General features: G+C 70.3%; 15 protein-coding genes and 3 tRNA genes. 13 read left to right on the top strand and 5 right to left on the bottom strand.

Annotated elements, in window-relative coordinates:
• The 5 genes from ACIBAG_RS39710 to ACIBAG_RS39690 all read left to right on the top strand — a co-directional run bounded on the left by ACIBAG_RS39710 (window position 1) and on the right by ACIBAG_RS39690 (window position 5381).
• Complete coding sequence (locus tag ACIBAG_RS39710) at window positions 1–1575, top strand: NuoM family protein (protein ID WP_399112253.1); 1575 nt, start codon at window positions 1–3, stop codon at window positions 1573–1575.
• Window positions 1572–3095, top strand: a complete 1524-nt coding sequence (locus ACIBAG_RS39705) for an NADH-quinone oxidoreductase subunit N (RefSeq protein WP_399112252.1) — start codon at window positions 1572–1574, stop codon at window positions 3093–3095. Before ACIBAG_RS39710 ends, ACIBAG_RS39705 begins: the two co-directional genes overlap by 4 nt.
• A 338-nt stretch (window positions 3096–3433) precedes the next feature.
• On the top strand, window positions 3434–4297 hold the full coding sequence (gene htpX, locus ACIBAG_RS39700; protein ID WP_031477920.1) for a zinc metalloprotease HtpX: 864 nt from the start codon (window positions 3434–3436) through the stop codon (window positions 4295–4297).
• On the top strand, window positions 4294–4689 hold the full coding sequence (locus ACIBAG_RS39695) for a YccF domain-containing protein (RefSeq protein WP_399112250.1): 396 nt from the start codon (window positions 4294–4296) through the stop codon (window positions 4687–4689). The genes htpX and ACIBAG_RS39695 overlap by 4 nt, the downstream gene beginning before the upstream one ends.
• A 125-nt stretch (window positions 4690–4814) precedes the next feature.
• Complete coding sequence (locus ACIBAG_RS39690) at window positions 4815–5381, top strand: SMI1/KNR4 family protein (protein WP_399112248.1); 567 nt, start codon at window positions 4815–4817, stop codon at window positions 5379–5381.
• 174 nt (window positions 5382–5555) lie between these two features.
• On the opposite strand, the gene ACIBAG_RS39685 is transcribed toward ACIBAG_RS39690, so the two are convergent.
• Window positions 5556–6833: an APC family permease gene (locus tag ACIBAG_RS39685; RefSeq protein ID WP_399112246.1), complete on the bottom strand. Its 1278-nt coding sequence runs from the start codon at window positions 6831–6833 to the stop codon at window positions 5556–5558.
• Window positions 6834–7045: 212 nt separating this feature from the next.
• On the opposite strand from ACIBAG_RS39685, the gene ACIBAG_RS39680 reads away from it, so the two are divergent.
• Window positions 7046–7312, top strand: a complete 267-nt coding sequence (locus ACIBAG_RS39680) for a GlsB/YeaQ/YmgE family stress response membrane protein (RefSeq protein ID WP_399112245.1) — start codon at window positions 7046–7048, stop codon at window positions 7310–7312.
• A 98-nt stretch (window positions 7313–7410) separates the two neighbouring features.
• Here ACIBAG_RS39680 and ACIBAG_RS39675 read toward each other — a convergent pair whose 3' ends face one another.
• Window positions 7411–7899 carry a YajQ family cyclic di-GMP-binding protein gene (locus tag ACIBAG_RS39675; protein WP_399112243.1) on the bottom strand — a complete coding sequence of 163 codons (489 nt, stop codon included), beginning with the start codon at window positions 7897–7899 and terminating at the stop codon, window positions 7411–7413.
• Between the two features lie 225 nt (window positions 7900–8124).
• On the opposite strand from ACIBAG_RS39675, the gene ACIBAG_RS39670 reads away from it, so the two are divergent.
• Together ACIBAG_RS39670 and ACIBAG_RS39665 are read left to right on the top strand one after the other, a co-directional pair.
• A tRNA-Tyr gene (locus ACIBAG_RS39670) sits at window positions 8125–8206 on the top strand.
• Window positions 8207–8294: 88 nt separating this feature from the next.
• Window positions 8295–8507, top strand: coding sequence for a hypothetical protein (locus tag ACIBAG_RS39665; protein ID WP_399112242.1), 213 nt, complete (start codon window positions 8295–8297; stop codon window positions 8505–8507).
• A 101-nt stretch (window positions 8508–8608) separates the two neighbouring features.
• On the opposite strand, the gene ACIBAG_RS39660 is transcribed toward ACIBAG_RS39665, so the two are convergent.
• The 3 genes from ACIBAG_RS39660 to ACIBAG_RS39650 form a co-directional block, all read right to left on the bottom strand.
• Window positions 8609–8974: a nuclear transport factor 2 family protein gene (locus tag ACIBAG_RS39660; protein ID WP_399112241.1), complete on the bottom strand. Its 366-nt coding sequence runs from the start codon at window positions 8972–8974 to the stop codon at window positions 8609–8611.
• Window positions 8975–8991: 17 nt separating this feature from the next.
• The gene (locus ACIBAG_RS39655) at window positions 8992–9648 is read right to left on the bottom strand and encodes an SDR family oxidoreductase (RefSeq protein WP_399112239.1); all 657 of its coding nucleotides are present in this window, start codon (window positions 9646–9648) and stop codon (window positions 8992–8994) included.
• Between the two features lie 466 nt (window positions 9649–10114).
• Entirely contained in the window at window positions 10115–11380 is a 1266-nt protein-coding gene (locus ACIBAG_RS39650) for an amidohydrolase family protein (protein WP_399112238.1), read from the bottom strand.
• A gap of 298 nt (window positions 11381–11678) precedes the next feature.
• Between ACIBAG_RS39650 and ACIBAG_RS39645 the strand changes: the two genes are divergently transcribed.
• The 5 genes from ACIBAG_RS39645 (at window position 11679) to ACIBAG_RS39625 (ending at window position 13172) form a co-directional block, all read left to right on the top strand.
• Window positions 11679–11751: transfer RNA gene (locus ACIBAG_RS39645), tRNA-Thr, on the top strand.
• Between the two features lie 46 nt (window positions 11752–11797).
• A tRNA-Met gene (locus ACIBAG_RS39640) sits at window positions 11798–11870 on the top strand.
• Window positions 11871–11959: 89 nt separating this feature from the next.
• On the top strand, window positions 11960–12124 hold the full coding sequence (gene rpmG, locus ACIBAG_RS39635) for a 50S ribosomal protein L33 (RefSeq protein ID WP_003948671.1): 165 nt from the start codon (window positions 11960–11962) through the stop codon (window positions 12122–12124).
• A gap of 149 nt (window positions 12125–12273) precedes the next feature.
• Complete coding sequence (locus tag ACIBAG_RS39630) at window positions 12274–12738, top strand: MaoC family dehydratase N-terminal domain-containing protein (RefSeq protein ID WP_399112237.1); 465 nt, start codon at window positions 12274–12276, stop codon at window positions 12736–12738.
• A gap of 5 nt (window positions 12739–12743) precedes the next feature.
• Window positions 12744–13172 (top strand): MaoC family dehydratase, encoded by a 429-nt coding sequence (locus ACIBAG_RS39625; RefSeq protein WP_399112235.1) that lies wholly within the window; start codon window positions 12744–12746, stop codon window positions 13170–13172.
• The last annotated feature ends 189 nt before the right edge of the window (window positions 13173–13361 follow it).

Below are 13361 nucleotides of genomic sequence, written 5' to 3'. Positions count from 1 at the left end.
GTGATCGATATCAACGAGTCCGTGATGCAGTTCCTTCTGGCGTTCGTCGTCATCGGCCCGCTTCTCGGCGCGGCCGCTGCTCTCCTGCCCGCCCCGCCCGGACTGAAGGGGAAGTCGCCCGAGCAGGCCGTGCTCCGGCACGGCGTCACCGTCACCGGCGCGGTCCTCATCGCCGCGGTCGTCCTCGCGCTCGGCTTCGACCACGACCAGCCGTCGAAGATGCAGGCCAGCACGGACATTAGCTGGATCCCCGCGCTCGACGTACGCATCCACCTCGGCATCGACGGCATCTCCCTCCCCCTTCTGGTCCTGACCGCGCTGCTGACCTTCCTGTGCGCGCTCTACTCGTACTTCAAGATGCCGTCGGGCCCGTCCCCGAAGGCCTTCGTCGCACTGCTGCTCGTCCTCGAGTCCGGCACCCTCGCCACCTTCGCCGTCCTCGACCTGCTGCTGTTCTTCCTCGCCTTCGAGATGGTCCTGATCCCGATGTACTTCCTCATCGCCCGCTGGGGCGGTGAGGGCCGGGCCGAGGCCGCCTGGAAATTCATCCTCTACACACTGCTCGGCTCCGTGGTCATGCTGCTCGGCCTGCTCCTGATCGGAATCAAGGCGGGCACATTCGACATGGTGGCACTCGCCACTGACAACGGCCGGTCGCTGACCGCATCCGTGCAGGTCATCGCCGTATTGGCGATCGGGATCGGGCTCGCGGTCAAGACACCGATGTGGCCGCTGCACAGCTGGCTTCCCGACGCGCACACCGCCGCGCCGACCGTGGGCTCGGTCCTGCTGGCCGGCGTCCTGCTGAAGATGGGCACGTACGGGTTCGTCCGAATCCTGCTGCCGATCACCCCCGACGGATTCGCCGACTTCGCGCCGTACCTCGCCGCCTTCGCCGTCGTCGGGATCATCTACGGATCCCTGGCCTGCCTCGCCCTCGCCAAACGGGGCGCGAAGGGCGACCTCAAGCGCCTCATCGCCTACTCCTCCGTCGGCCACATGGGCTTCGTCCTGCTCGGCATCGCCACGATGACCCCGACCGGCGTGAACGGCGCCCTCTTCGCCAACATCGCCCACGGCCTCATCACCGGCCTTCTCTTCTTCCTGGTCGGCGCGCTGAAGGACCGTACGGGCACGACCGACCTCGACGCCCTCGCCGAGCAGACCGGCGCCGCGCTGTACGGCAAGGCCCCGCGCTTCGGTGGCCTGCTCGCCTTCGGGGCCGTCGCCTCGCTCGGGCTGCCGGGCCTCGCCGGGTTCTGGGGCGAGATGCTCGCGCTGTTCGGCGCCTTCGAGCCCGCCGCCGAACTCAGCCGCCCCGCCTTCCTCACCTTCATGGCGATCGGCGCGTTCGGCACCCTGCTCACGGCCGCGTACCTGCTCGTCGTGGTCCGTCGCGTCTGCATGGGCGCCGTACCGCAGGACGCCCCCAAGCTCGCCGATGTCCAGAGTTATGAGTTCGCGGCCTGGGCCCCGCTCGTCGTCCTCACCGTCGTCGCCGGACTGTGGCCGAAGACCCTCCTCGGCCTGACCGACCCGGCCGTGCAGCAGCTCCTCGCAGGAGGCACCCGATGAGCTCCCTGGCCCAGCCCCTGGCCGAGTCGGTGGTCCAGTCGGTCGACTGGCTCGCCATCGCGCCCCCCACCATCGCGGCGGTCGTCGGACTCGTGGTCCTCGTCGCCGACCTGTTCGTCGCGGAGAACAAGAAGGCGCTGCTCGGCTGGACCTCCGTGGTCGGCCTGGCCGCCTCCGCGCTCCTGCTGCTGCCCCTCCTGGACGGCGACCGCTCCACCTTCTGCCTCACCGGTGACCCCGGCGTCTGCAGCTACACGGCGGACCGCTTCACCCTCGTCATCCAGCTCCTGGTTCTCGGTGGCGCCCTTCTCGCGGCCCTCCTCTCGGTCACCGCCCTCAAGGATGCCAACAAGGGACTCCCCGAAGGGGAGTTCTGGTTCCTGCTGCTCTCCTCCGCCGCCGGAGCCGCCCTCCTGCCGGCCTCCCGGGACCTGGCGACCCTCATCGTCGCCCTCGAAGTCGCCTCTCTGCCCGCATTCGCCCTGGTCGGCCTCCGCCACGGCGACCGCAAGTCCTCCGAAGCGGCCCTTAAGTTCTTCCTGTCGTCGGTCACCGCGACCGCGGTCAGCCTCATGGGCATCAGCTTCGTGTACGCCTCCACGGGCACCCTCTACCTGACCCAGATCGCCGAGCGGATCCAGAACGTCGACGGGCAGCTCGAGATCCTCGCCCAGACCGGAGTCGTCCTCACCCTGGTCGGCTTCGCCTTCAAGACGGCCGCCGTGCCCTTCCACTTCTGGGTGCCGGACACCTATGTCGGAGCGCCCCTGCCGGTCGCCGCTTATCTGTCGGTCGTCGGCAAGGCGGTCGGCTTCACCGGGCTGATCCTCGTCACGGTCATCGCCCTCCCGTCCTACGCCGAGGTCTGGGGCCCCGCCCTCGCGGCGCTCGCCGCCCTCACCATGACCGTCGGCAACGTCGGTGCCCTGCGCCAGCAGGCCACGCGCGCGTACAGCGCGGTACGCCTGCTCGCCTGGTCCTCCGTCGGTCAGGCCGGCTACCTCCTGGTGCCGATCGCCGCCGCCGCGTACTCCAAGGACGCCGAGCGGTCCATCGGCTCCACCGTCGCCTACGCCCTCATGTACGGCGCCGTGAACCTCGGCGCCTTCGCGGTGGCCGCGCTCGTCGGACGTACGAAGACCCTCAACCGCATCAGCGACTACCGCGGCCTGTACCAGCGCAACCCCCTGTCCGCACTGGTCCTGGCCTTCTTCCTGCTCTGCCTCGCCGGACTCCCGCCGGGCATCATCGGCCTGTTCGCCAAGGTCACCGTCTTCTCCGCCGCCGTCGACGCGGGCCTCGGCTGGCTCGCCGTGATCATGGCCGTCAACGTCGTGATCGCGCTGTACTACTACCTCCAGTGGACGGCCGTGCTGTTCCGCGCCCCCGAGGGAGAGCCCGTCAGGCATCTCGCCCCCGCACCCGTTACGGCCACGCTGGCCCTCACCGGTGTCGTCGCCATCGCCCTCTCCGGCGCGCCTCAGCTGATCCTGCGCTTCGCCGACATCGGGCTCTTCTGAGCCTGGCGCACTACGCCGGCGTTCTGGGCCCTGGCGCACACGGCGGAGTGCGGGGCCCTCGCGCATCGCGCCTGTGTCCTGGGCTCCGGCGCATTACGCCTGCGCCCTGAGCCCTGGCGCGTTCCCCACGCGCGCGTGCGGAACCCAGGCCGCCGCGCGCGTGCCGGCGCCTTCACCCGGACGGCCCACGCCCGTCGCTGTACCCACCAGGGAACCCGTGGCCCTCGCCTGGCGTTGACCAGTACGGAAGGGTCCACTGGACGTGACACGACGACACCAGTGGCATCGGAGATCGACCAGCAAAGGGTTCCCCTGCCGCACCACTTGGAGGGCGTACCGTGCACCGCCGGCACAACGGGCTCAGGACCGCAGTACTCCTCGGGGGACTGTCCGCACTCATCATCGTCATCGGCAGCTTCTTCGGCCGCATGGGGCTCGTCGTCGCGGTCCTGATCGCGCTGGGCACGAACGCGTACGCGTACTGGAACAGCGACAAGCTGGCGCTACGCGCGATGCGCGCCCGCCCGGTCAGCGAGTTCGAGGCCCCGGGGCTCTACCGCATGGTCCGCGAGCTCTCCACTCAGGCCCGCCAGCCCATGCCCCGCCTCTACATCTCGCCGACGGAGGCGCCGAACGCGTTCGCGACGGGCCGCAACCCGCGCAACGCCGCCGTGTGCTGCACCGAAGGCATCCTGCGCATCCTCGACGAGCGTGAGCTGCGCGGCGTCATCGGCCACGAGCTGAGCCACGTCTACAACCGTGACATCCTGATCTCATCGGTCGCCGGCGCCCTCGCCTCGGTGATCATGTTCCTGGTCAACTTCGCCTGGCTGATCCCGATCGGCCGCTCCGATGACGACGACGGCCCCGGCATCCTCGGCCTCCTGCTGATCATGATCTTGGGCCCGCTCGCCGCCACGCTCATCCAGTTGGCCATCAGCCGCTCCAGGGAGTACGAGGCCGACGCGTCCGGATCCCAGCTCACCGGCGATCCGCTCGCTCTCGCCAGCGCCCTGCGCAAGCTCGAACTCGGCACCAAACAGCTCCCGCTGCCCCCCGAGCCCCGCATCGAGACCGCCAGCCACATGATGATCGCGAACCCCTTCCGTCCGGGTCAGGGGTTCTCCAGAATGTTCTCCACCCACCCGCCGATGGCGGACCGTATCGCCCGGCTCGAAAAGATGGCAGGCCCCCCACAGTGAAGACCATCCTCAACGTCATCTGGCTCGTTCTGAGCGGCTTCTGGCTGTTCCTCGGCTATCTGCTCGCGGGCCTCCTGCTCTGCATCACGATCATCGGCATCCCGTTCGGCATCGCGGCCTTCCGCATCGGCGTCTACGCCCTGTGGCCCTTCGGGTACACCACGGTCGAGCGCCGCGACGCCGGAGCCCCCTCCTGCATAGGCAACGTTCTGTGGCTGGTCCTCGCGGGCTGGTGGCTGGCCATCGGCCACATCGTCACGGGCCTCGCCCTCTGCATCACGATCATCGGTATCCCGTTCGGCATCGCCAACTTCAAGCTGATCCCGGTGTCGCTGTTCCCGCTGGGCCGCGAAATCGTGCCGACGGACCAGCCGTTCTCGTCGCGCTGGTAACGCCTGGTACTGCTGTGGTGCGGTAGAGCTGCGGGACCGGGGCTGCGTCGGCCACCCGGTTTCCACAACTCGGTGGTTGTCCACAGGCCGGACCGATTGTCAGTGGCGGCTTGCATCATGAACGCATGACCGAGAACGAGCAGTTGCTGACGAGGGTGGGGGACAAGGCCCGCAAGACCCGCCCGTGGGGCTGGCCTTCACTCCCGGAGCCCGTGGACGCGGCCACCCTGGCACGGGCCGAGGCCGCCCTCGGCTTCCGTCTGCCCCCGCTGCTCGCCGACCTCTACCTGAACATAGGAGACGGCGGATTCGGGCCGGAATACGGCCTGTTGCCCCTGCTCGACAGCGCTCCCGCCGGCGAGCCCGCCGCCGTCACGCAGTACCTCGCCAACCGCGAGAGCGGCCGCAAGGACCCCGACTGGCCCTGGCCCGAAGGCATCCTTCCGATATCCCACTGGGGCTGCGCTATGTACGCCTGCGTGGACTGCCACAGCCCCCAGACCACCGTCCTGCTCTTCGAACCGAACGCCGAGGACGCCGACCACGCGTGGTACGTGGACGCCCCGAGCCTCACCGACTGGCTGCGCACCTGGGTCGACGGCACGGGCTGGTACGAGGAGATGAACGAGGAGCTGGAAATGGCGCCTTGGGCCGACTTCCACATACGGACGGCGTCGACTCGGGCGTCCTGAGGACGCGAAGGGCTGGTGGTGCCGACCGGCCCGGCCGGCACAACCGACCCACGCCGGGGAGTCACTCAGCGGACGCACATCAGTGAGTCACACCTGCGGACGCACATCAGTGAGTCACACCCGCGGACGCACACCAGCGAGTCACACCCGCAGACTCACCGCGGACGCACGCCCCTACGCCGCCCTACCGCGCCCGCCACCCGACCGCTCCACCACCCACCGCCGCACCCCATAGGCGACCACTCCCACCGCCAGCACCCCCGCACCGGCGGCGACCGACACCCCCGGAAGGGAGAACGCCAGCACCACGCACCCGAGCAGCCCCACCGCCGGCACGATCCGCGCGGTCGGCTTCGAGTCGAGCGTCCAGGCCGAGGCGTTGGCCACCGCGTAGTACGCCAGCACACCGAAGGAGGAGAACCCGATCGCGCCCCGCACATCGACCGTGGCGGCCAGGACCGCCACCACCGCGCCCACGGCCAGCTCGGCCCGGTGCGGCACCTGGAAACGTGGATGCACGGCTGCCAGGGCACTGGGCAGATGCCGGTCGCGGGCCATGGCCAGCGTCGTCCGCGAGACGCCCAGGATCAGAGCGAGCAGCGAGCCGAGGGCGGCGACAGCCGCGCCCACTCGCACCACGGGGGCCAGCCCGGGTACCCCGGCCGCCCGGACCGCGTCGGCCAGCGGTGCGCCCGCGTCCCCGAGACCCTCCGACCCCAGCACGGAAAGGACAGCCATCGCCACACACGCGTACACCACCAGCGCGATGCCCAGGGCCAGCGGAATCGCCCGGGGGATGGTGCGCGCCGGGTCCCGCACCTCCTCGCCGAGCGTCGCGATCCGCGCGTACCCGGCGAACGCGAAGAACAGCAGCCCCGCCGCCTGCAGCACCCCGTCCAGGCCGCCCGAGGCCCCGATGTCCAGGCGCCCGGCATCGGACTCCCCGGACCCCAGACAGACGACCACCACACAAGCGAGGACAGCCAGGACCACCGCAACGATCGCCCGCGTCAGCCAGGCGGACTTCTGGACGCCGCCGTAGTTCACCGCGGTGAGCGCCACCACGGCCGCCACCGCCACCGCGTGCGCCTGCCCCGGCCAGACGTACGCGCCCACGGTGAGCGCCATCGCCGCACAGGAGGCCGTCTTGCCGACGACGAAGGACCAGCCGGCGAGGTATCCCCAGAACTCTCCGAGCCGCTCCCGGCCGTACACATACGTGCCCCCCGAGGCCGGATACAGAGCGGCCAGCCGTGCCGACGACGTGGCGTTGCAGTAGGCGACCACGGCCGTGACCGCGAGCCCGAGCAGCAGCCCGGATCCGGCCGCGCGCGCGGCGGGCGCCAGGGCGGCGAAGATCCCGGCCCCGACCATCGAGCCGAGCCCGATGACCACGGCGTCCCCGACCCCCAGGGTGCGCCGCAGCTCGGAAGCAGAACTGGAGCCTGTCATGGCCCGAACCCTACTGATCAGTGCAACCGAGGAGCGCCGCAGTGACGTCTTCTGTATCAACAGGGCACGAACAGGCGCGCCACGAGCCGGACTCAGTGAAGAGCGGCACGCGGCGCGCAGTGCACACGCACATGGCGCCCGCACAACCTGTCCGCACAGAAGTCACACGGTTCGGACAGTGAGAGCACAGCGCGGAAGGGCAGGTTCAGGTCATGACCATCATCAGCTGGATCATCCTGGGGCTGTTGGCCGGGGCCATCGCGAAGTTCCTGCTGCCGGGTCGAGACCCGGGCGGCTTCATCGGCACGACGATCATCGGTATCGCGGGCGCGTTCATCGGTGGCTGGATCTCGGCCCGCTGGCTGGACCACCCGATCACCAAGGACTTCTACGACGGCGCCACCTGGGCCGCCGCGATCGGCGGCTCACTCGTGCTCCTGATCGCCTACCGCATCCTGTTCGGCCACTCACGCAACTGAGCGAGGAGCACACCCCGGACCGCGGCCAGCAGGCGAGAAGGGTGGGCGCCGACGGGCGCCCACCCTTCCTCGTACCTCCTGCGACCTGAGTCAGTGGCTCACCGGTAGTTCACGAACTGCAGCGCGAAGTCGAATTCCTTGCCCTTCAGCAGGGCGATCACGGCCTGCAGGTCGTCACGGCTCTTCGAGCTGACCCGCAGCTCGTCGCCCTGCACCTGAGCCTTGACGCCCTTCGGGCCCTCGTCGCGAATGATCTTCGCCACCTTCTTCGCGTTCTCCTGGGAGATGCCCTCCTGGATCGACGCGAAGATCTTGTACTCCTTGCCCGAGAGCTGGGGCTCGCCCGCGTCCAGGGCCTTCAGTGAGATCCCGCGCTTGATCAGCTTGGACTGGAAGACGTCGAGGACTGCGTTCACCCGGTCCTCGGAGTTCGCCTCCATCAGGATCTTCTCACCGGACCACGAGATCGAGGCACCCACGCCCTTGAAGTCGTAGCGCTGCGAGATCTCCTTGGCGGCCTGGTTGAGGGCGTTGTCGACCTCCTGCCGCTCGACCTTCGAGACGATGTCGAAACTGGAGTCGGCCATGTCCTGTGGCTCCTTGTATCGGGGTGCGTGTGAGGTGCGTATCGGCGGGCGTGGGGGTGGCCGCCGAGTCCGGGGCAGGCCCCGGACCGCATCCGGACAAGCCTAGCCACCCGTCGTCCCCCGGGAGGCGATCAATCGGGTGGCGAAGCACCCCTCCGCATCGGGTATTGTTTACGTCGTTGCCAGGGAGCACCGCCGAAAAGCGGTTCGAGAGGCAGCAAACCCGGCGGTGTGCCCGAGCGGCCAAAGGGAGCAGACTGTAAATCTGCCGGCTCAGCCTTCCCAGGTTCGAATCCTGGCGCCGCCACGCTGAGCGAAACCCCCTCCGATCTGCGGAAACGTAGACCGGAGGGGGTTTCCGCGTTCCAGGGTCATGGCCGGGGCACACTGGCCCCATGGCCACGCGTCGCAGAAGCTGCCCCGAGTGCCGTCGTGAGATCGCCGTAGTCGCCGGTAGGTTCGCGCGGCATGATCCGCCCGGCGCGCGGGAGAACGGGGAACTGCTGTCGTGCCCCGGATCACGGCGGCAGGCGCACCTCGGGGCGGCGCAGCCCGCCCTCGACGGGTACGTCGTGCCCGATTTCCCTGGGCAGCTTCCGCTGTTCTGAGGCTTCGAACGCCTGGGTTTCGAACGCCCGGGTTTCGAACGTCCGGTTTCCGCCAGCCCGGGTTCCGGCCGCCCACAGTCCCCTCTCCGAGCGCCCACTCCCTACGCGCCCGCTCGCACATCCATCCGTGTCACCAGCCCGTCCCCGTCGAACCGATACACATGCTCGACCGTCTCCTCCGCCCACCGCTCGCCCGACGCGTCGCGCACCCCCGGCCGGACGGTCGCCACCACCGCCTCGGCGTCCGCATCACGGTGCAGACCCTCCAGCCGTACGAGGGGATGCCCGGAGGCGAACTGCCGCGCCCAGTAGGCGCGTACCGCCTCGCGGCCGTGCAGTCGGACTCCGCCCGCAACGTTCGGCCAGTCCACGTCGGGCGCGAGGCACCGCTGCATGAAGGACTCCCGCTCGTCCGTCGAGAAGACCTCGTACATGCGCCGCAACAGCGCCTCTTGCGCCTCAGGCACCCCGGCGTCGCCCAACTTCAGTTCCCCGCCACCGACTTCACCGCCACCGACACGGGAGCCGACCCGCTGACCAGTTCGAGCGTCAGGCCGGCCGTCGCCGGCGTGTCGAGCAACTCCGCGAGTGCGGCGGCCACGTCGTCGCGCGGGATGGGGCCGCGGCCGGTGCTGGCCTCGAGGCGTACCTGGCCGGTTCCGGCGTCGTTCGTCAGCATGCCGGGACGCAGGATCGTCCAGTCCAGAGCGTCCAGGCCGCGGACGTACTCGTCGGCCTCGCCCTTGGCGCGCAGGTAGACGTCGAAGATCTCGCTGCCTTCGTGGTTCGGGTCCGCGCCCATCGACGACACGATCAGGAAGCGCCGCACGCCGGCCCGGACCGCCGCGTCCGCGAAGAGGACCGCCGCCCCCTTGTCCACGGTGTCCTTACGGGCCGACCCACTGCCGGGGCCCGCGCCGGCCGCGAAGACCGCCGCGTCGGCGCCCCGCAGCCGTTCCGCGACCTCCTCGACCGAGGCCGACTCCAGGTCCAGCAGGAGGGGTTCGGCGCCGGACTCCCGCAGATCGTCGCCCTGTTCGGCCTTCCGGATGATCCCCACGACCTCGTCCCCACGCGCGGCCAGCAGCTTCTCCAGCCGCAGCGCGATCTGACCATGACCACCAGCGATGACAATGCGCATGTTTCCGACCGTACGCCCGGACGGCCGCATCCGCCGCACGACTTCAGCCACGCCTCACATGCCCAGGCGCACGCCCCACGCCGAGGGGCGCGCAGCCACGTTCGCGGGGCGCACGCCCGTCCCCGGACGCCGGGCCCACCGGGCGCACGCCTTCCCGGACGCCCGGGCGCACGCCCACTGCCGGACGCCGGACACACGCCCATCGCCGGACGCCGGACACACGCCCATCGCCGGACGCCGGGCGCACCCCGCCCCTGCTGGAAGCACAACCACCGAAGCTCCCCGAAGCACCTCCACGCGCCCCCCGAGAGAGCCCCCCTGCACGCACACCCCGAGGGAGAACACCCCCTGCACCGCACACCCCGCAGGAGAACACCTCCTGCACCGCACACCCCGCAGGAGAACACCTCCTGCACGCACACTCGGCACGAGAGCACCCTGGCCGGGCCACTTCCGCCCCCAGCCCTCAGGACAGCTCCCCCCGCCCCTGCCGAGGCAAGCCCAACTCCGCGGCCACAGCCGAGTTGCAGTACTCCCGCACCGCGCTCGTCCGTGCCACCACGCGCCCCCGATGCACCACGATGCGGCTGTACGCGAGTGACAGCGCCCCCGCCAGCCGGTCCCCGCGCACCGCCAGCAGCTCGGCCGGGAAGCCCGCCTCGACCCGCACCTCCGGCAGGCCCAGCACCGCACGCGCGGACGCGCTCACAGCGTCGTAGGAGTCCTCGGGGCGCAGCCCGTGGCGCGAGGAGAGCAGATAGGCGGCCTCCAACGGGTCGCCGCGTCCCACCGGATTCGCCACGTCCCTCAGGGCGCCGCTCCCGGCCGCGACCCGTACGCCGGCGGAGCGCAGCAGTCGTACGGGCGCCGTGGCCCGCCTTTCCACGCCCCCGCAGCCACCCTGCGGCAGGCACACCACGGTCACCCCGGCCGCCGCGAGCTGGTCCGCGGTGCGCGAGGCCACCTGCGCGGGCAGGCGTCCCAGGGCGCCGCACGGCCCGAGGGTCACGCCGGGGCGCAGCCCGCCGGCCATCGCGGCGAGGCGGGCCAGACGGGCCGGGTCGGTGGCGTCGGTGTGCAGGTCGACGGGGCAGCCGTGCTCCGAGGCGACCTCCAGGACCGCCTCCACGTAACCCGTCGGATCGGGGTCCAGGTCGGGGCAGCCGCCGACCACCGACGCGCCCATCTTCAACGCGTCCCGCAGCATGGCCAGCCCTTCGGCGCCGGCCACGCCGGTCAGCAGCCGCGGCATCGCCACCGTCGTCAACTCGGTGAGCCCGCGCAGTGAGCGCCGTGCCTGCAGTACGGCGGCCAGCGCGCCCAGCCCCTGGACGTCGCCCACGCGCACATGCGCCCGTAGCGCGGTCGCCCCGTGCCCGAGCTGGAGCAGCGCGGCCTCGGTGGCCCGGCGCTGGACGTCCTGGGGGTCGTACGAGACAGGCCCGCCCTCGTCGGCGGAGAGGGCCGTGTCGCCGTGGGCGTGCGGTTCGGCGGGGGCCGGCAGCAGCAGATAGCCGCTGAGGTCCACGCGTGCGCCGCACGCGCGCGTGCCGTCCCCCGCCAGGCTCCCGGCCGTGCCGACCGCCTCGATGCGTCCGCCGACCAGCCGTACGTCCACGGTCCGGCCGTCGGTGAGCCGCGCTCCGCACAGCAGCAGTGCGGCCGGGTCGGCCGGTCCGGACGAGCCCGACGAGGACGAGGAGTGGGGCGGCTGGGGCTGACTGTCGGGCATCGCGTTCCAGAGGCTCGGGGCTGCGCGTCGGGGCTACGGGGACGGTGCCGGAGAACTGCGCCGGGCACGCAAGATCACGCAGAGTGAGACGAGCCTAGGCGGGCGATCCGGCCCTGGCGCGCAGGAGCGCAATAGTCGTACCGGTGTGGCCCACCGAACCGGAGGCACCGCCGCGGTGGCTCCGGTGGTGGCGCAGTGGCCTCCGAGGCGTCTGTGCGGTCAGCCGATCGGCCGCAGGGAGGGGCCGCGAAACGGATTTGGGTGAACGGCAGCCGAGCGTGTAATGTCTTCATCGCTCGCCCCAATAGCTCAGTCGGCAGAGCGTCTCCATGGTAAGGAGAAGGTCTACGGTTCGATTCCGTATTGGGGCTCTGGTGTGAAGGGTTCCCGCCGCGAGGCGGGGTCCGATCACATCACAGCGGTGTAGCTCAGTCGGTAGAGCAAGCGGCTCATAATCGCTGTGTCACCGGTTCAAGTCCGGTCACCGCTACTGACAGTAGCCGATTGCGGGGTCGGTCCTTCGATCGGCTACTCTTTCTTGCGTTAAATCAATCCATCCGTTCGTCAAGGAGCACTCACGTGGCTGCCACCGACGTCCGCCCGAAGATCACGCTGGCCTGCGTGGAGTGCAAGGAGCGGAACTACATCACCAAGAAGAACCGGCGTAACAACCCGGACCGTCTTGAGATGAAGAAGCACTGCCCGCGTTGCAACGCGCACACCGCGCACCGCGAGACGCGATAAATCAGGCTCGTACGCGAGGCCGCCCCCATGAACGGGGGCGGCCTCGCGTCGTTTCCGCCCCGGTTACCGGCCGGTTCCGGCCGACCCCGGGTGAATCAGCCAGGCCAACCAGCAGGTCAGCCGCAGTAGACAGTAGGAGGTGCCGAGCCATGGCGCTCGACCAGTCCTTCGTGGGGCGGAGCTACCCGCCCACCGACCCCTACGAGGTGGGCCGGGAGAAGATCCGGGAGTTCGCGCAGGCGGTGGGGGACACCAACCCGGCGTACACGGACCCGGAGGCCGCCAAGGCGTTCGGCCACTCGGATGTGATCGCCCCGCCGACCTTTGTGTTCGCGATCACCTTCAAGGCCGCGGCGCAGGTCACGACCGACCCCCAGCTCGGGCTGGACTACAGCCGCGTGGTGCACGGCGACCAGAAGTTCGCCTACACCCGCCCGGTGCGCGCCGGCGACCGGCTGACGGTCACCTCGACCATCGAGGCCATCAAGTCCATGGCGGGCAACGAGATCCTGGACATCCGCGGCGAGGTCCACGACGAGGCGGGGGAGCACGTCGTGACCGCCTGGACGAAGCTCGTCGCCCGTGGGGCGGACGCCGCAGAAGGAGAGGCCTGAGAGCGATGACAGCGAAGATCGCGTACGGCGACATCGAGGTCGGCACCGAACTGCCCGCCCAAACCTTCCCCGTGACTCGCGCCACGCTCGTCCAGTACGCGGGCGCCTCCGGTGACTTCAACCCGATCCACTGGAACGAGAAGTTCGCCAAGGAGGTCGGCCTGCCGGACGTCATCGCGCACGGCATGTTCACCATGGCCGAGGCGATCCGTGTGGTCACCGACTGGACCGGCGATCCGGGCGCGGTCGTCGAGTACGGCGTCCGCTTCACCAAGCCCGTCGTCGTCCCGAACGACGACCAGGGCGCCACGATCGAGGTCAGCGGCAAGGTCGCGGCCAAGCTCGACGACAACCGGGTCCGCGTCGACCTGACCGTGAAGAGCGCCGGGCAGAAGGTGCTCGGGATGTCGCGGGCGGTCGTACAACTGGCGTGAACGGCACGCGCGCGTGTCGCGAGGTAAGGGGCGCCCTCCATGGCGGGGCGCCCCTTGCACCTTCTCTCCCTGTTGGCTTGCCTAGTTACCTACGGGCCCGCGGTCGCGTACGGCGGGAAGGGGACGGGTCGGGGGGTGTCCGCCCGCAGTGGCCGGCGTCAAGAAACGGCACCTCCTGCCCGACCTCAG

It is taken from the genome of Streptomyces sp. NPDC051243, assembly GCF_044455405.1.
In the GTDB taxonomy this organism is placed as follows: Bacteria; Actinomycetota; Actinomycetes; order Streptomycetales; family Streptomycetaceae; genus Streptomyces.
The sequence above is the reverse complement of the archived record's forward strand: the minus strand, read 5'-3'. Positions and strand labels throughout refer to the sequence as shown.